Genomic DNA, 18,957 nt, shown 5'->3' on the forward strand with positions numbered 1-18,957 from the left:
AGAAAAGATCCAATAATAAATACGGAAAATGAAATTGCCTAGACAGGTTTTCTTGCTCTTTGCGTCCCTTTTTATGCTTCTAAATGGCTGGGCGCAAGACAAACCGAACATAGTTTTTATACTATCGGATGATGCTGGTTACGCAGATTTTGGGTTTCAGGGAAGCAAAGAATTTAAGACCCCTGAACTTGATAAATTCGCTAAAAATTCGGTGCGTTTTACCCAAGCATATGTTTCTGCGGCCGTATGTGGTCCCTCACGAGCGGGACTGCTGACAGGAAAATATCAGCAGAAATTCGGGTTTGAAGAGAACAATGTTCCTGGTCTTATGAGTAAAAGCGGACTCACCGGAGATGATATGGGGCTTCCGCTGGATCAAAAGACTGTGGCAGATTACCTTAAAGAGCAAGGCTACAAAACAGCCTTGTTCGGCAAGTGGCATCAAGGCAATGCAGACCGGTTTCACCCTACTAAAAGAGGTTTTGATGAGTTTTACGGTTTCCGCGGAGGCGCAAGAAGTTATATGCCTTACGGAACGGAAAATCAACTTAAAAGAAATGAGGATAGGTTAGAAAGAGGTTTTGGGGAGTATGAAGAATATGAAGGTTACCTAACGGATGGATTAGCAGATGAGGCTATTTCATTTATGGAAAGGAACCAAAAAAATCCCTTCTTTATCTATTTGTCCTTCAACGCGGTACACACCCCAATGGAGGCAAAGGAAGAAGATTTGGTAAAGGTTCAGGACCTAACGGGTAAGAGAAAAACATTGGCGGCTATGGCTATAGCTATGGATAAAGCCTGTGGCAAAGTTTTAAACCGAATTAAGGAATTGGGGCTGGATAAAAATACCCTTATTGTTTTTACAAATGATAATGGCGGACCGTCTGATGCAAACGAATCCTCTAACCATCCGTTAAGTGGTACCAAAGCAAACCATTTAGAAGGTGGCATTCGCGTTCCTTTTTTAATGTCATGGCGGGGTAAATTAAAGCCAAATACCGTTTATGACAACCCAATCAGTACACTAGATTTACTGCCAACTTTTGTTACTGCAGCTGGTGGTAATGTAAGTGATATTAAAGGTTTGGACGGTGTGGACCTAATTCCGTTTCTAACGGATACCAAAACGGGAAAACCTCATGAGACCCTGTATTGGAAGAAAGAGGCTAGAGGAGCTATTAGGCATAACAACTGGAAATTGGTACGCTTTCCTGATCGTCCTGCAGAACTTTATAATATTAAAGAGGATATCTCCGAGGTTAACGATTTGGCCACGGAGTACCCTGAGAAAGTACGGGAACTTTACAAAATGCTTTTTGATTGGGAACTTACTTTAGAACGACCGCTTTGGCAACTCGAAAGAAGGTTTGAGGGCAAAGCAGCAACAAGAATGGACACATATAGAAAACATAAATCATAACATCATGTCAGCAATTAAAGAATACCAACTATTTATAGACGGAAAATGGGTGACATCTACGTCTGGAGAAACCATTGACATTGTAAACCCCTCTACAGAGGAAATTGTAGCACGGGTTCAAAACGGAACCGTAGAAGAGGCGCAACAAGCACTTCTTGCAGCGGATAAAGCTCAAAAGGAGTGGAAAAAACTACCGGCGCGTTCACGTGCGGAGTTATTGTACAAATTGGCAGATGAGATAAAGGCTAATTCAGATTTCTTGGCGGAGCTTTTGGTAAAGGAGCAAGGAAAGTTGTTGAAAGTAGCAAAGGGCGAAGTTGCCGTTACGGCCTCGTTTATTGAGTATGCCTGCGAAGGAGCAAGAAGAATTGAAGGGGATATTGTTCCTTCGGATAATCCAAATGAGCAAATCTGGATTCAAAAAATACCTCGTGGGGTAGTGGTTGCCATAACGGCTTGGAACTTTCCGTTAGCATTGGCAGGACGTAAGTTAGGACCAGCTTTGGTTGCAGGAAATACTATCGTTATCAAGCCAACTTCAGAAACACCGCTAGCAACACTTGAGTTGGGTAATTTGGCTAAAAAAGTGGGTATTCCAGATGGCGTTATCAATATTTTGACCGGTCCGGGTAGGGCTATGGGTAATGCACTTGTTGAAAGTCCTATTACCAAGATGGTAACAATGACCGGGTCTACTCCTGTGGGGCAGGCTATTGCAAGAAATGCTGCGGAAAACCTGACCCACGTTCAATTGGAACTGGGAGGTAAAGCACCATTTATTGTTTTTGAAGATGCGGATATTGATGCTGCTGTAGATTCAGCATTACATTCCCGTTTTGACAACTGTGGACAAGTTTGCACCTGTAACGAAAGAATGTATGTGCATGAAGATATTTATGATACGTTCATGGAAAAATTCCTAGCTAAAACAAAGGCCATAAAAGTGGGAGATCCAATGTTGGAGGATACGGACATGGGACCTAAAGTAAACGCCTCGGAATTAAAGCATATGGAGCATTTGGTAGCGGTAAGCCTTGAAGAAGGAGCTACTTTGGCTACCGGAGGTAAAAAACCGGAAGGAAGTGCTTTTGAAAAAGGATATTGGTTTGAACCAACCGTTTTGACCAACGTAACGCAAGATATGACCATTGTTCATGAAGAGTCTTTTGGACCTATCCTACCCGTATTGAAATTCAAAACTTTTGAAGAAGTGGTTGGATATGCCAATGACTGCGAATACGGTCTTGCGGCTATGGTGTTTACCAATGATATGAATACGATCATGAAATGTAACGATGAACTTGAGTACGGCGAAATATACGTAAACAGAGGTCATGGAGAGCAACACCAAGGGTTCCATAACGGCTACAAATTAAGTGGTTCTGGTGGTGAAGATGGTAAGTATGGCTTTGAGCAATACATGGAGAAAAAGACATTTTACATTAGACACAAGGCATAGATGAGCACAAGTATCAAATCGGTTGATTGTAAGTTGTTCAGGGTTCCGCTACCGGAAGTCATGAACGATGCCAAACACGGAGACCACACGCATTTTGAACTGGTTACCTCCACCATTACTTTAGAGGATGGAAGTACAGGTACGGGCTACACGTATACAGGTGGAAAAGGCGGAAACGCTATTAAAGCCATGGTAGACCATGATATAGCTCCGGCATTGATAGGTAAGGACGGTACGGATGTAGAAGGAATTTATGATTTCCTAGAATGGCACATGCATTATGTAGGCCGCGGTGGAATAGTTTCTTTTGCTGTTTCTACAATTGATATTGCTTTGTGGGACATTCGCTGTAAAAAAGCAGAAAAACCACTTTGGCAAATGGCCGGTGGTGCTGGAAATACGTGCAAAGCCTATTGTGGTGGAATAGATTTACAGTTCCCTATTCCTAAGCTTTTGAAGAATATGGAAGGATATTTGGCCGCAGGTTTTAACGCGGTCAAGATTAAAATAGGTCGTGAAAACCTAGATGAGGATATTGAGCGCATCAAAGCAGTGCGTGAATTTATTGGTCCAGATGTAACGTTTATGGTAGATGCCAATTATTCCATGACCGTAGACAAAGCCATTGAAGCTATCAATCGCTTTAAAGAATACGATATTACATGGTTTGAAGAGCCTATTATACCTGATAATTACATGGGGTTCTCTCAAATTGCAGATGCCACGGGCTTTCCGTTGGCTATGGGCGAGAACTTACACACTATTCATGAATTTGAATATGCCATGGACCAAGCAAAACTATCTTTTGTACAACCGGATGCTTCCAATTGTGGTGGAATCACAGGTTGGTTGGCCGCAGCAAGATTAGCCGATAAGCACAATATTCCGGCATGTTCTCACGGTATGCAGGAGCTACACGTAAGTTTGGTATCCGCACAGCCTAATTCGGGCTGGTTAGAGGTGCACAGTTTTCCTATTGACCAATATACCAAGAGGCCTTTAGTTGTTGAGAACCATCTTGCCGTAGCACCGGATTCACCGGGAACGGGAGTGGAGTTTGATTGGGAGAAACTAGCTCCATATCAATCTAAATAATAGCTATTAATACATCAAAACGCTTACGATAATGAAAACAACACAAACGGATTTTGGTGTATTGGACGGAGAAACGATTCACCAATACACATTGGAAAACGATAATGGGTTAACTGTAAAAATTTCTAATTACGGTGCTACCATTACTTCAATTCTTTTACCTCAAAAAGAGGGTAGTACAGAAGAAATTGTTTGTGGTTTTGATTCGTTCAACGGTTATTTTTCTGATGCGTATAAAGCAAACGCTCCTTACTTTGGAGGTACGGTAGGTCGTTATTGTTCTCAAATAAAAGATGCCAAGTTTTCTCTGAACGGAAAGGAATATGAGTTGGCAAAAATTGTTGGGAACAATAACCTTCACGGTGGTAAAGTTGGTTTTGATAAAAAAGTGTGGCAAGTAAATTCTTTCTCCAATGATGCGGCACGAATTGAAATGGAACTGAAAAGTGAGCATCTAGAGGAAGGTTTTCCAGGTAATGTTACGGTAAAGGTAACTTTTTCATTAACCGATGATAATGAGCTTAAAATAGAGTACGGGGCCATAAGTGACCAAGACACGCCTTTTACGATAACCAATCACACGTACTTCAATCTTTCGGGATTTTCTGAAAATATTGAAGGTCATTCGGTTATGGTAAACTCAGATCGCAAACAAGTGTGGGATGAGACGGGCGCTGCCACGGGAGAAAACGTTTCGGTAGATGGTAAAGCCGATGATTTACGGTCCGAAAAAACTATAAAAGAGGTTCATGATGCCATGGGTGATGGTTTTGAACATTTTTATCTGTTTGAGGACAAAGGATTTAAGCTTGATAAAGTGGCGGAAATTAAGGAGCCTAAAAGTGGGCGTTCCATGGAAGTTTTTACATCGGAACCGGGAATGTTATTGTATACGGGCAAATATACTTCTGATGAACTAAAACGTGAATCTGGGCTTCAGTATGGAAAATACCGTGGTTTCTGTTGTGAAACGCACCGCTATCCCAATGGTATGAATATTCCGGATGCTCCCAAAAGTATATTAAGGGCGGGGGAATCTTATGACAGCACCACTATTTTCAAATTCAACTGGTAAATAAAAAATGGTCCCGTTTACAGTAAGCGTAAGTCGGGTCTTAATTAAATATTCAAATTATGACTGAAGGAGTATTATTGGCGATTTTCGCTGGATTGATGTTGGGCCTTTATGCCCTTCCTGAAAAGTTCACAAAGGGCTTTAAGTATGAAAATACATGGAGTCTCTTTTTTCTCTTAACGATGTTCGTTGTTCCTATTATTGCCTCTGTCACCTTAATTCAGGGGTTTGGGGAGATTTTTGGAAACATGCCAACGGATATTTGGGTAAAAATGGGACTTACCAGTTTTCTTTGGGGTATAGGGGTTATGATGTGGAGTAAGGCTATTAACCATATTGGGCTTTCCCTTGGTTTTTCCATTTTTATCGGGACTATTATTTTGGTAGGTTCCCTACTACCTTTCATAGAGGATGGACTACCACCTTCCAACGTGTTGACCTATATTTTGGCAGGTATCTTAGTGGTATTATTGGGAGTTATCTTAAATGGTAAAGCTGGTCTTACCCGTGAAAAAGATGAAGCAAAAATGGCATCTGAGGGCACTCCGGCCAAAGGATCTATGGTTACGGGAATTATGATTGCTATTGTGGGCGGATTATTGGCTACAGGCTTCAGTTATGCCAATGCTGCCGGTAGACCTTATTTGCACGAAGCAAGTGTAGCGCAAGGCAATGCCGATTGGATTACTGCCGTAGCGGTTATGTTCCCTATTTTTATTAGTGGGGGTATTGTTATGACGGCCTATTTTCTATGGCAACTTAATGCCAAAAAGGCTTGGGGAGATTTTAAGACACCTGCGTTTGGCAAAAACCTGTTCCTTATTTTAATTATGGCCGTATTCCATTATGCCGCATCTGCATTATTTGCATACGCTGCTTTTAAACTTGGAGCTTCTGGTAATACCGTAGGCTACGCTATATTTAATACGGCATCTGTGGCCACGGCAATTGTTAGTGGTTTGGTCACTAAAGAGTGGGTGAGTGCCTCGCCTAAAGCAAGGAACTTATTGTACGGAGGCCTTGGTTGTATGATTGCAGGAATTGTAATTGTTGCTTATGCCAATGGCTTGGGATAGAAAATAGTTTGGTTTAGGCAGTTGAAAATATTGTTTTTAGTAGTAAGTCCGGTTGTTTCTATTCCTGTTCAATCGGACTTTTTTTTAGTACTGTTTTTTATCATAAGAATTACATATGAAAAAATACTTTTTCTATTTAGTAGGTATGGTTTTCCCGTTGCTGGCATGTAATGAGCAAGTATCAACTGAAGCTTCACCTCACACCATAACCGATTTTAATTTTGATTGGGAATTTCGCTTGGTTGATATAAACGGGCAAACGGCCGATTGGAAGGATGTGAGGCTTCCTCACGATTGGAGCGTAGAGGCCTCTTTTGATTCTATAAACGGAGAAGGTGCTACGGGTTATCTCCCCGGTGGTACGGGAACCTACCGTAAAAAATTCCCTCTTCGGCTTAAGCCCGATGAAAAGGCCTATGTTTTGTTTGACGGGGTTTATAATAATTCTGAGGTTTCATTAAATGGAAAAAAGGTAGGGGAACACCCCTACGGATATTCTCCGTTTTACTATGATATTTCCCCATATTTGAATTCAGAAAAAGATTCGAATATTATAGAGGTAAATGTAGATAGAACTCGCTATGCGGATAGTCGCTGGTATACCGGCTCGGGAATTTACAGAGATGTAAAACTTTTGGTGAAGAACAAGTTGCATATACCGGTTTGGGGCGTGTTTGTGACTACTCCAAAAATAGAAGCAGGGAAAGCCCAAGTATCTGTTTCGGTCTCAATTAAGAATGATTTTTCCGAAGGTAAAAAAGCGGAACTACGAACGGAAATTTACAATCAAACAGGTCAAAAGGTCAGTACTGAAATCGGCCTAATAACTGTTGATGGAAATGAACAATTTGTTCAAGGGCAATCCGCTGTCATTGAAAATCCTGTTTTGTGGGATATTGATGCTCCTTTTCTCTACAAAGCTGTAACCTCTATTATTTATGACGGAGAAGTTGTGGATCAACAAGAAACTAATTTTGGCGTACGGTCCATACGTTTTGACCCTAATGAGGGCTTTTTTCTTAACGGTAAGAATAGAAAAATTAAAGGGGTTTGCCTGCACCATGATGGAGGTTTAGTAGGTGCAGCTGTTCCCGATGATGTATGGAGAAGACGTTTGGGCAAATTAAAAGAAGCAGGGTGTAACGCTATCCGTATTTCACACAATCCCGGTTCGGAGGCGTTTTTGAATTTATGTGATGAAATGGGCTTTTTGGTACAGGATGAGTTCTTTGACGAATGGGATAATCCAAAGGACAAAAGAAAAAACATGAATGAGCAGAGTGTAGATGCTATAACTAGGGGGTATACAGAGCATTTTCAAGAGTGGGCCAAAAAGGACTTGACCAATACCGTTTTAGCACATAGAAATCATCCTAGTATCATACAATGGAGCATTGGGAATGAGATAGAGTGGACCTATCCTAGAAATGCGGACGCCACCGGTTTTTTTAACAATATGGGATGGCAGGGCAATTACTTCTTTTCGGAACCACCGTTCTCCGTAGAGCAGATAAAGGAAAAATTGAATACTTTGCCCAAGGGGAAATACGATATAGGAGAAACCGCGAAAAAATTAGCAAAATGGACAAAAGAGCTGGATACTACACGTTATGTAACGGCCAATTGTATCTTACCTTCAGCGAGTCATTTATCCGGTTATGCCGATGCTCTGGATGTAGTAGGCTATAGTTACCGAAGGGTAATCTATGATTATGGTCACAGAAATTATCCAAACAAAGTTATTATGGGAACGGAGAACCTTCCCCAATGGCATGAATGGAAGGCAGTAATGGAACGTCCGTTTATTTCTGGACTATTTTTATGGACGGGAATAGATTATATGGGAGAATCCAATGGAGGTTGGCCTAAAAAGGGAACTCAGAGTGGGTTGCTAGATCAGGCTGGTTTTGAAAAAACATCATACCACATGATGAAAACTTTATGGAACAATGCTCCACATTTACACATGACATCGCAGTCTTTGGAGAAATCTATTTATAAATTGAACAAAGCCGGAGAACCCATAGAAAAGAAAGAAAACGGGTGGGAAAAGGCGCTGTGGTTTTGGCACGAAAGTAATGAATATTGGAATTATGATTCTAACGAACTTACGGTTGTAGAAATATATTCCAACTGTGATGAAGTAGAATTGTTTTTAAACGATACTTCACTGGGAAGAAAAAAACTAGCCGACTTTGACGACCATATTTACAAGTGGGCCGTTCCTTTTAGTGCTGGAGAACTTAGGGCGGAGGGATATATTGATGGAAAAAAAGTAGAGTCCCAAGCACGGATGCAAACTGCTGAAGCTCCATACGCCATAGAACTTTCTGTAGATAAAAGTGAATTATCTGCCAATGGGTACGATGTAGCTCACGTAGTAGCGCAAATTGTGGATAGTAAGGGAAATCCCGTGAGGCATCTTAACGCCAAAATTTCTTTTTCCGTTACTGGAGACGCAAAAGTATTGGGTGGGGATAATGGTTCTGCCAGGAATGTTCAGGATTACCAATCTACCCAAATTACAACGGATAAAGGTCGTTGTTTGCTTCTCCTTCAATCCAATCTCAATTCGGGTAATATTACGGTTAATGCAGAATCGGAAGGTTTAAAAACAGGCCAATTCATATTGAAAATAAAAGCTGATAAATAATAGAGAAAGACGATAAAAACAAAAGCCCAATTTCCTAGGAAATTGGGCTTTTCAATTTAAGGAGTCACTCTAATTAGTCTGTTTAATTCGGTTTAATTGCTCTTCTGAAAGACCAAATTGAAAGTAGATTTCAGGGTGATTAAAAATATCGGTTTCTTTCATCTGTGGGTCATCTACATCTAAGCTTAGGTCACAATCAAACCTTGCAAAAAAGCTATGGCTTTTACCTTCAGCTTTCCCTACATTCCTAAAATGGCAGAGGCCCCAGGAAATCCCTCGACCATCTTTGGTGTCGGTAAAGGCATCTGGAACATAGGGGCCAGGGGCAATGGGCATTAATCCGGTAATGGCAGCCACCTCAAAATTAACACCGTCCTCTGCGTACTGTATGGTATTGTGCTCTAGACCATGGCGGCTCACCAATGCCGCCAATCCTTCTTTAAAAGGGAAAAGAGCCGTTTCGTGACCGGAGTTTATTACCGGGTTTAACGGGTGTTTTTCAAACGGACCAAAAGGGTCTTCTGAAATGGCTAAACCTTGTGCACGTACTTTGGGGTCACCCCCCATCTCACCTTTGTAGTAAATATAAATTTTTCCATCCCGTACTAGAGGGTAGGGGTCATGTATTACGTACTGGTCCCATGAGCCTTCGGGTCCGTTGTCCAGAACCACTTTATTGGAAGGTGTCCATGGACCATTTGGCGAATCGGAGACAGAGGCCGCTACGGGGCAATCATCTCCTTTAGTGCCTGGGCCTCCTGGCATATTTAAGTATGCCTGATAATACAAATAGTATTTACCTTTATAGATTAAAATATCAGGTGTTGAGACGGAACGCCAACCTGGGTTTGGTTTTTCGGTTCTGGGAACGGCTACACCTTGTTCTTCCCAAGTAAAACCATCTTTACTTGTGGCATACCATATTTCGGATAGATCCCAGTCCCGTGAAGGAATGGTATCGTTTCCGCCATTTTCATTGGGAGGGACACTGGTCTCACGGTGGGTATACCAGAAATAATAGGTGTCATCAACCTTTACTATTTTGCTGGCATCTCTTCTGGACACCGTGCCATCATGACCGTGGTAATCAAAGCCTTTTAAAGGCGTGTATTTAAAGTTTGAAAAAAGTTCGTTAGAGCTTACTTCCAGCCCGCCATAGGTACCATCATAAATTCGTTCAAAAGCAGAACTTAGATTTCTGTCCGGCTTCTCACGGGGCACATTACCGTAAGGAAAATCTTTTTGAACTATATCTTGTTCTACGGGCTTACTTTTGGACTCTTGCTCTTTTTGATTACATGATATTAATACGGTTAGTGACACTATACTTAACAGTGTTTTTTTCATTTTTTGGAGTGGGTTTGGTTATTAATTGTTGCGTTTATTTTTTGGGGTAACTGTTGAGTTTTTGGTCTAAACCTGACTTGTCACTATTAGTTGTACTCCACAAGCTGAAGGTAATGGTCGTTATTACCAATTAGAATATTGGATTTGCCCTTTTTCTTAATAATTTTCATGTTTTTGACATCAAATGGGGCATAAAATCCACTTTGGGCAGTTGTCATAGGAAAAAAATCTCCTTTGCCGTTGCCTTTTAGGAAGAGACCTATACCGGCATCATTCCTTGTGGTTTCAATTTCGGAAGTAAATAGATTTCCGGCAATTAGAAGGTCTTTATGACCATCTTTATCAAAATCTTCAGCTAAGATGCTATTAATACTAGAAACCTGTGCCAATTTGGGAAGTTCGTGCAGTGTAAAGGATTTTCCGTCTATATTTTCAATATAATAGGAAGCAAAGGTATATGCGGATAAATGAAGGGCATCATTGAGTTGGTCTCCATAAATGTCCTTTAAATCTGAATCTCCAAAAGATTCAAATGTTGGGAATTTGGCATCCAATTCGGGAATTTGCTCTACGGAGCAAGACCTTCCGCGAATAGGGTAAACCTCGCCTTCTTCAAAATAACTAAGAACAATATCCTGTTTTCCGTTTTTATCAAAATCGGCGCTATGGACTTGAAAAGGATGTTCCGGTGTAGCTTTGTATTTGTAGTTCAGCCCTAAATTGCCGACAATAAAATCATCATCACCATCATTATCCATATCAGCTTTGGTAACACTGTAATACCATCCATTGGTCTTTTCTAAACCTTTTATAGCAGAGGGTTCAAAAGTTCCATTTTTGGTTTGTAGGAAGGTTGTAATGGGCATCCATTCACCTACAACAATTAAATCCAATCTGTCATCATCGTTAATGTGTGCCCATTGAGCGGAGGTTACCATTCCCAAATTCATAAAACCAGGAGCTTTTGCCTCGGTAACGTTTTTTAAGTAACCATTGTCGTTCTCCAATAGTATGCTGTTGGCCGGTGAAGGGTACTTGCCCGGTATTTGTCTGCCGGCCACAAAAAGGTCAAGATCTCCATCATTATCATAATCTGCCGAAATAACTTGCGAGCCGCTTTCTAAGTATTTTGGCAATCTGCTTTTATCTTTGCTAAAATATCCGGTACCGTCATTAAGATATAGGCGGTCTTGAAGCTGTTTACTGTTTTCCTGAAATTCATAACCCCCGCTGACCACAAATAGATCTTGATCTCCATCATTATCTATATCAAAAAAGAGGCTCCCTAAATCTTCGGATGTTTTATCGATAAGAAAATCTTTTTGTGGAATGGAATCAAACTGACCTCGGGTATTCTGGACGAACAACATTCCACTTTTTCCCGAAGCACCACCAACATAAAAATCTTCTAATCCGTCTGAATTAACATCAGCTACAGCTATTGTTGGTCCAAATTGAGACATTTTGTGCGGTAAGAGTACTTGTTTTTGGTAATCATCAAACGTATTTTCCTGATGTTCGTATTTTAAGTTGGTCTGTACGGTGTTTTCTTTAAAAATAGGTTTAATGGAAATGTTTGAGGTATTTACAAACTCTTCGTTTTTCTGATGAATATCCAAACTTTGGTTGGCCCGAATATTTTTTAGTTCACTCACCTGACCGTTGGGCCATTGGACGCGTATTTTTTCAACATTCATTAGTTCACCTAATCCAAAATGAACTGTATTTTCACTTTTGGACATATACCCCCTTACATTGGTTACTTCTATGGTTTGCCAAGAGTCAGTATCTTTATAAACAACTACTCTACTGCCTAAAGCTTCGGTTTGGGTAGAAGGAAAAAGGTTTATTCTAAGATAGTTTGCCATGTTCTTGTCTACCGTGTGGTTTTCATAGATAAATGCTTTTTCATCAATGTTATTTACGACCAAATCTAAATCGCCATCTTGGTCAAGGTCTGCATAAGCGGCTCCATTTGATAAAGTCTCCAATTCAAAACCCCATTTCTTGTTTTGTTTTTCAAAAGTCAGATCTCCGTTATTTTTATAGATATAATTTTGAAGTTTGTCTTCCGGAGCAAGTTTGGCCAATGACAGTACATCTACCACTTCTTCAAATTTTTTATTCTCTTTTTTGGCTAGATTATCAATGCTGTCCAATAGGCGTTCATACTTTTTGTTTACATCGCTATTGCGCATATTGCGTTTAATACCATTGGTAACGAACAGGTCTTTTAGTCCGTCATTATCAAAATCGGCGATTAGTGGCCCCCAACTCCAATCAGTATTGGAGACTCCCGCCATCTGAGCAACATCACTAAAACTCCCGTTGCCATTGTTTTTCTGTAGCGTATTGAACATATATTGGTAGTGACCACCTTCTGCAACAATATTCCAAAAATTTTTAGGGTTCATGCCCCCCATATTGGTCTTAATACGCTTATGGTCTTCAGCAACCATATCCAATACCATAATATCTAGATTACCGTCATTGTCAAAATCGGCAATATCAGTACCCATGCTAAAATTTGAAATATGCTTAAAATGAGTTTTTAGACTTTCTTTGAAAGCTCCTTTTGTATTGTTTACATAGTAGAAATCTGGTTCATTGTAATCGTTGGCAACATACATATCTTGCCACCCATCATTATTAAGATCGCCAACGGCTACCGAAAGGCCAAAAGCCAAATTTTCAGTTTTAGACATGGGGGAGACCTCAATAAAACCAATATCAGGCCCTAGGTTTCTGTATAGCTTATCACTGTACATTGGATTTGTACCCGTTTTTCTTTTCTTACCACCTTGTCTGTTGCCATAGCCTGGTGGCTGGTTTATAACGTAAAGATCAATGAGTCCGTTTTTATCGTAATCCAGAAAACTAGCTTGTATAGAAAATCCTTTATCATCTACACCATAGTGCTCCGCCATTTCCTTAAATGTACCGTTACCGGAATTTATATAAAGTAAATTGGTGCTTTTATCCCTGTTTTTTTGTTCGTTCTTACAGACATAGATGTCCTGGAACCCATCACTATTTACATCTGCAAAGGTTACTCCTGTGGACCAGCTATTTGTTTTTAAAATACCCGCTTTTTCGGTAATATCCTCAAACTCCATATTTCCTTTATTGAGGTAAAGTCTATCGTGAACTTGATTGCCGGTAAAATAAATGTCAGGAAGACCATCATTATTAATATCCCCAATAGCCACTCCAGCTCCGGTAACAAAGTTTTCATTCAACAAGTGGTTTTCCTCTGCCGTTTCCGAAAGCGTATTTGCAAAGTCAATCCCTGATTTTTCAGAAGTTACCAAGGTGAATAAAGTAGTAGCATTATCAATAGGTTTCTCTACTGATTTGTTACAAGAAGCGGAAAGGATAAATAGAACGCATACCAACATTAAAGACCATTTTCTAATCAATAGAAATAAGATTGTATTTGAACAACCTTTTATGTACGAATGAAGCATTACCAATTTTATATATAAGGGTCAAAATACGGAAACAAGTTTAATGAATCGGGTAAAATAGGACCATGCTTAGGTAATTATAGGTCATAAAAATCCATATGACCTATAATTACCCGATTTTGATCAATTAGTACCGACTGCTAACTAATACAATATACTTTCTTTGATCAAATAATTATTGATTCCTCATTAGAAGATAGTTTTGAAAGTGAAAATCCTAAATTTTCAGAGCATCTTCTGTTGTTTAATCAAAATACTAACTAACAAAAACAGACATTATTATGAAAGAATGTTTATTTAAACAACTAACAAAACGCAAGCATTGGTTGCTGTTTGGGCTTATGTTGACTTGTGTCTCTATGGGATACGCACAAGATTCCAACGTAAGTGGAACCATAACCGATGAACTTAATCAACCCATGTTCGGTGCCAATGTTTTAGTAAAAGGCACCACCAATGGTGTTGTAACGGATTTTGACGGTAATTTTACGTTGGCCGCAAAGTCTGGGGATGTCCTGGTCATTTCTTACACAGGATATACCACAAAAGAAGTAACTGCCGAAACCGGCGTTAGCATCAACGTGCAATTACAACCTGACTCACAATTGTTGGACGAGGTTGTTGTTATTGGTTATGGGTCAAGAAAAAAGGCCGATGTAACTGGTGCTGTAAGTACCGTAAAAACGGCTTACATAGAGCAACAAGCTTCTGCCGATGCAACAAGGGCACTTCAAGGTAGTGCAGCTGGTGTAACGGTAAATGCTTCGGCTAGACCAGGGCAGAATGCTCAGGTAAGGATTCGTGGTTTAGGTACTATTAATGGTAACGGTCCTCTCTATGTTGTTGACGGGGTTTTTGGTGCAACGCCACCACCAACTAGCCAGATTCAATCTATGCAAGTTCTTAAAGATGCTTCCTCAACTGCTATTTACGGTTCAAGAGGTGCAAACGGTGTAATTCTTATAACCACGGTCTCTGGTAGAAAAGCGCAACCGGCAAAAGTAGATGTAAGCTTAAGAAGCGGTATGGGTACATCAACAGCAGGTTATGAATTTGTTACCGATCCTAACTTAATAGGTCAGCAGATTTGGTTAGAACAGACTAATGACGGTATTACTCCTAATCACGCTCATTTTAGTTTTGATCCTAATAATATTAGAGCTACACAGGTAAATGATTACTTATTTCCAAACGGAGCTTCAATAGGAGACCCTTCTACGAACCCGGCTTTGTACCAAGAAAGAACATATCCCATTACTTTAACTAATAAAGCTGGTACAAACTGGATGGAGGAACTGTACCAACCCGCATTAATACAGGATTTTGTAGTTTCCGTTTCGGGTGGCTCAGAAAAAACAACATATGCCTTTAGTGCAAACTACTTTAAGGAAGATGGTGTTTTACGTGATAACTCTTTTAACCGTTACGCAATTCGTTCCAACGTAGATTCTGAAATAAAGGATTGGTTGAAAATAGGTGAACGTTTGGGGGTTACCCTTAGTGAGTCTAAAGGTAATACCGTTGGTTTTAACAGTATAATTGAAACAAGCCCATTAATTCCTGTGAGAGATGTTGCTGGAAATTTTGCAGGAGGTGTTGTTGGCGGTGGATTAAATGATGGTCCTAACCCAGTTGGAAATAATTTTAGACAACGAAAAGATAAACGTACAACGTTGAACGTTACAGGTAATGTTTTTGTTGAAGTAAAACCAGTTAAGAACCTAACGTTTAAAACGCTTTTAGGATATAATATGAATTGGTTCGCTAATCATGACCCACGTTTTGCTGATCCAGAAAACACCAATGGTACCACAGGTCATACACTTACAGAAACAAGGAGTAATGATTTAACTTGGAACTTTACCAACACGCTTAGCTATTCAAAAACATTTAACGATAAGCACAACTTAGATGTGTTGTTAGGAACGGAATCTACCCGTTTTAATTATGATCAAATTAGTGCCGGGAGAGAAAGTTTTATTTCTACGGATGATGATTTCTTTTTGTTGAGTTCCGGTTCGGAAAATCAAACAAACGGTTCTCAAGCCGCTGCATGGGCACTGAATTCATATTTCGCAAGACTGTACTATTCTTATGATGATAAATACATGGTTGAAGCTACGGTAAGACGTGATGGATCATCTAGATTTGGTGCCAATAATAGATGGGGTAATTTCCCCGCAATATCCGGTGGTTGGGTTGTGTCAAGAGAAAACTTCTTGGCAGATAGCAGCTGGTTAAATTACTTAAAACTTAGAGCAGGTTGGGGACAATCAGGTAACGATCAAATAGGAAATTACAATGGTTTTAGCACCTTCGGTTCTGATTTGGGAAGCTCTTTTTACGGCCTTGGTGGTTCGGATAATACTATTAAACAAGGTTTCCAGTCTACCGCAATCGGTAATCCTGATGCAAAATGGGAAACTACAACCTCAACAAACTTCGCTGTTGATGCAACTTTGTTCACTCATGTAAACCTTACCGTAGACTTATGGAGAAAGGATACGCAAGACATGTTGTTCCCAATAGCTATTCCTGCAGTAGAAGGTTTTGCTACGGCGCCAAGTGTAAATATTGGAGACATGGAAAACAAAGGTGTTGATATTGAACTAAGTTATAATGGAGGTGGCTCTGAAGAAGGAGACTTTAAATATAATGTGGGTGTAATTTTCTCTACCTACAAGAACACTGTTAAAAAACTTAGTGGTAATGAAGATGAATTTATTACAGGTAGAAGTCAAAGAGCTCAGACCTATTCAAGAGTAGAGCAAGGAAGAGCATTTCCGGAATTTTATGGCTATATTGTAGATGGTATTTTCCAGACTCAAGCAGAAGCAGATGCCCATCCAGAAAATGGTACTTACAATCAACCGGGTAATCTTAAGATTAGGGATTTCGATGGTAGTGGTGACATTACTCCTGATGATAGAACCTTTATAGGAAATCCAAATCCGGATTTCACCGCGGGTCTTAACTTGGGAATGGAGTACAAAGGTTTTGATTTTAGAGCAAGCTTATATACGAGCCAAGGTAATGACGCTATTAACTACTATAACCGTTTTACCAGATACGGATTGTTTCAAGGACCGAAAAGTGCAGACCGTTTATATAGATCTTGGGGTAGCCCATATTTAGATAACAATGCAGATGCAGTATTGCCAAAAGCTTCTTCTCAGACCAGTTTTGAGCAGAATACACATTCAGATTTAGTTGAAGATGCATCTTATATACGCTTGCAGAATGCACAGATAGGGTTTAATGTGCCGCAACGCATATTGGACAAGACAAGCCTTACTAAAATGAGAATCTATGTTATGGGAACAAATTTGTTCACTATAACGGATTACTCTGGTCTTGATCCGGAAATAGCTTTGTATAATGATCCTGATTCTAACTTCTCTAGTGATATAGATAGAGGTTTGGATTTGGGTACTTGGCCTTCCCCAAGACAGATCATTTTTGGTCTTAACATCTCATTATAAAACATAAAATTGCAAAAAAAATGAAAAATAATATAGTTATAAAAACGGGATTGCTCGCTATGGTCACGGCCCTTTCATGGTCGTGCGGAGAGGAGTTTCTTGAAGAAAAACCAAAAGGAGCTGTAAGTGAGGAAATATTAACCAACGCAGATGGCGTAGACCTTTTGCTCGTTGGGGCTTATTCTAGGATAGATGGGTATTCTGCTGGTGAAGCAGGCGGTCAGGGAGAAGCATCTGCAACCAACTGGGTTTGGGGAGATGTACCATCTGATGATATGCACCGTGGCGATCAAACTGGGGGGTGGAGTCCAATTAACCTTATTGAAAGATATGAGACAGATGCGGCCAATCCATGGATAGAAGGTTTATGGGCGGCAAATTATGATGCCATTGCCAGAGCTAATGATGCTATTCGTGTTCTTAAAAAAGCGGGAGAGAATGTAGACCCCGCAGATGCCATACAATTAGAGGCGGAAGCACGTTGGTTGCGCGCATGGTTCCATTTTCAATTGCGTAATAAAATTGAGAAGATTCCATACATAACGGAAGATGTTGTTGCAAGTGAAGTGACCAATAACGAGGAAGTATGGGACAAAATTGAAGCCGATATTAAGTGGGGAATAGATAATGGTATGGCCGAAGATGTTGAAATAGGACGTGCCTCTCGTTGGGCCGCCAAAGCGCTTTTGGCACGTGTTCATATGTTTCAACAAGAGTTTGCCGAAGCAAAACCTTATTTGGATGATATTATTGATAACGGTCCTTTTCAATTAATGGATCATTACTATGATAATTTTGACGAGGAAAAACAAAATAATGCTGAGAGTATTTTTGAAGTTCAGTATACGGTGAACGATGGTGCAGGCGATGCCAATAGTGGAGCGGACCACAGAACTTTGTTTCCTAGAGGTAGTGAAGTTGGGTCATGTTGTTCGTATAGTGCACCAAGTTTTGATTTGTTCAACGCATTTAAAACAGATGCGGACGGTCTACCGTTGTTAGATAATTTTCAAGATGACCTTTTATTGGAAGATTACGGACTGTTGGATACTGAACCTTTTACACCCACTGATGTTTCTTTAGATCCAAGAGTAGATTGGAGCATTGGTAGGCGTGGTATTCCTTTCTTGGATTGGGGACCAATGTCCGGTAGTGATTGGATGTTGGATCAAGCAGGGATGGGACCTTTCTTAAACAAGAAAATTATGTTCTATAAGAGAAACAAAGGAGTTATATCCATTTCTAGTCCAATTTGGTCAAATGGTCTTAACGGGAATAACTGGCGTTTGTTTAGACTGAGTCATATCATTTTGTGGAGAGCGGAAGTAGCTATGGAAGAAAATGACCTTGGTAGGGCAAGAGACTTGGTAAATGAGATACGTGAACGTGCTCAAGACGATTTAGTAATGGGTAAAGTAAACAATACAACTTTTGAAAGTGATGCTGAATTGGATATTGATGAAGATCAACCTGCGGCCAATTACAATCTTGGTCTGTACCCTTCATTTCCAAATCAAGAGTATGCTAGAAAAGCTATATATCATGAAATGCGTCTAGAATTTGCTTTGGAAGGAATGCGTTTCCAAGACTTGGTAAGATGGGGAATAGATGATGTTACCATCAATAAATATCTAGACTCTGAGTTAAGTAACGAAAAGCTACCATGGTTACAAGGTTCTACTTACACTGCAGGACAAGATGATCACTGGCCTGTACCACAAACCCAGATAGATTTACAGCCTGGTGTATTAACGCAAGACCCAGCTTATTAATAAGGGTTAAAAATAAACTAGTTGAGTTAGTTGTTTGAAAACGGTGGCAGACTTTTAGGTCTGCTGCCGTTTCTTTTTTCTAACTAAATTCTTGTAATTGAATTTATT

10 protein-coding genes are annotated in these 18,957 nt (G+C 40.1%); 8 read left to right on the plus strand and 2 right to left on the minus strand.

Features of this window, described 5'->3' with window-relative positions; all coding sequences use genetic code 11:
• Positions 1 to 28 precede the first annotated feature (28 nt).
• The 6 genes from H9565_RS10225 (at position 29) to H9565_RS10250 (ending at position 8,781) form a co-directional block, all read left to right on the plus strand.
• The gene (locus H9565_RS10225; RefSeq protein ID WP_215439258.1) at positions 29 to 1,423 is read left to right on the plus strand and encodes a sulfatase; all 1,395 of its coding nucleotides are present in this window, start codon (positions 29 to 31) and stop codon (positions 1,421 to 1,423) included.
• 4 nt (positions 1,424 to 1,427) lie between these two features.
• A complete protein-coding gene (gene aldA / locus H9565_RS10230; protein ID WP_246560483.1) occupies positions 1,428 to 2,882 on the plus strand; it encodes an aldehyde dehydrogenase in 1,455 nt (484 codons plus the stop codon).
• Complete coding sequence (locus H9565_RS10235) at positions 2,883 to 3,977, plus strand: mandelate racemase/muconate lactonizing enzyme family protein (RefSeq protein ID WP_215439260.1); 1,095 nt, start codon at positions 2,883 to 2,885, stop codon at positions 3,975 to 3,977.
• 31 nt (positions 3,978 to 4,008) lie between these two features.
• Entirely contained in the window at positions 4,009 to 5,052 is a 1,044-nt protein-coding gene (locus tag H9565_RS10240) for an aldose epimerase family protein (protein ID WP_215439261.1), read from the plus strand.
• Between the two features lie 59 nt (positions 5,053 to 5,111).
• On the plus strand, positions 5,112 to 6,128 hold the full coding sequence (locus H9565_RS10245; RefSeq protein WP_215439263.1) for an L-rhamnose/proton symporter RhaT: 1,017 nt from the start codon (positions 5,112 to 5,114) through the stop codon (positions 6,126 to 6,128).
• A 115-nt stretch (positions 6,129 to 6,243) separates the two neighbouring features.
• Entirely contained in the window at positions 6,244 to 8,781 is a 2,538-nt protein-coding gene (locus tag H9565_RS10250) for a glycoside hydrolase family 2 TIM barrel-domain containing protein (protein WP_215439264.1), read from the plus strand.
• 69 nt (positions 8,782 to 8,850) lie between these two features.
• On the opposite strand, the gene H9565_RS10255 is transcribed toward H9565_RS10250, so the two are convergent.
• Complete coding sequence (locus H9565_RS10255) at positions 8,851 to 10,128, minus strand: glycoside hydrolase family 117 protein (RefSeq protein WP_215439266.1); 1,278 nt, start codon at positions 10,126 to 10,128, stop codon at positions 8,851 to 8,853.
• A gap of 86 nt (positions 10,129 to 10,214) precedes the next feature.
• A complete protein-coding gene (locus H9565_RS10260) occupies positions 10,215 to 13,526 on the minus strand; it encodes a VCBS repeat-containing protein (protein ID WP_215439268.1) in 3,312 nt (1,103 codons plus the stop codon).
• Positions 13,527 to 13,876: 350 nt separating this feature from the next.
• Between H9565_RS10260 and H9565_RS10265 the strand changes: the two genes are divergently transcribed.
• A complete protein-coding gene (locus tag H9565_RS10265) occupies positions 13,877 to 17,077 on the plus strand; it encodes a SusC/RagA family TonB-linked outer membrane protein (RefSeq protein WP_246560485.1) in 3,201 nt (1,066 codons plus the stop codon).
• Between the two features lie 20 nt (positions 17,078 to 17,097).
• Positions 17,098 to 18,849, plus strand: coding sequence for a RagB/SusD family nutrient uptake outer membrane protein (locus tag H9565_RS10270; protein ID WP_215439270.1), 1,752 nt, complete (start codon positions 17,098 to 17,100; stop codon positions 18,847 to 18,849).
• Positions 18,850 to 18,957: the final 108 nt, after the last annotated feature.

The organism is Zobellia russellii (assembly GCF_018728565.1).
Taxonomy (GTDB): domain Bacteria; phylum Bacteroidota; class Bacteroidia; order Flavobacteriales; family Flavobacteriaceae; genus Zobellia; species Zobellia russellii.

Excerpts from the sequence above, each read along its gene's own strand:
- H9565_RS10225 (WP_215439258.1), top strand. The coding sequence starts at position 29 with ATGAAATTGCCTAGACAGGTTTTCTTGCTCTTTGCGTCCCTTTTTATG.
- aldA (WP_246560483.1), top strand. The coding sequence starts at position 1,428 with ATGTCAGCAATTAAAGAATACCAACTATTTATAGACGGAAAATGGGTG.
- H9565_RS10235 (WP_215439260.1), top strand. The coding sequence starts at position 2,883 with ATGAGCACAAGTATCAAATCGGTTGATTGTAAGTTGTTCAGGGTTCCG.
- H9565_RS10240 (WP_215439261.1), top strand. The coding sequence starts at position 4,009 with ATGAAAACAACACAAACGGATTTTGGTGTATTGGACGGAGAAACGATT.
- H9565_RS10245 (WP_215439263.1), top strand. The coding sequence starts at position 5,112 with ATGACTGAAGGAGTATTATTGGCGATTTTCGCTGGATTGATGTTGGGC.
- H9565_RS10250 (WP_215439264.1), top strand. The coding sequence starts at position 6,244 with ATGAAAAAATACTTTTTCTATTTAGTAGGTATGGTTTTCCCGTTGCTG.
- H9565_RS10255 (WP_215439266.1), bottom strand. The coding sequence starts at position 10,128 with ATGAAAAAAACACTGTTAAGTATAGTGTCACTAACCGTATTAATATCA.
- H9565_RS10260 (WP_215439268.1), bottom strand. The coding sequence starts at position 13,526 with ATGTTGGTATGCGTTCTATTTATCCTTTCCGCTTCTTGTAACAAATCA.
- H9565_RS10265 (WP_246560485.1), top strand. The coding sequence starts at position 13,877 with ATGAAAGAATGTTTATTTAAACAACTAACAAAACGCAAGCATTGGTTG.
- H9565_RS10270 (WP_215439270.1), top strand. The coding sequence starts at position 17,098 with ATGAAAAATAATATAGTTATAAAAACGGGATTGCTCGCTATGGTCACG.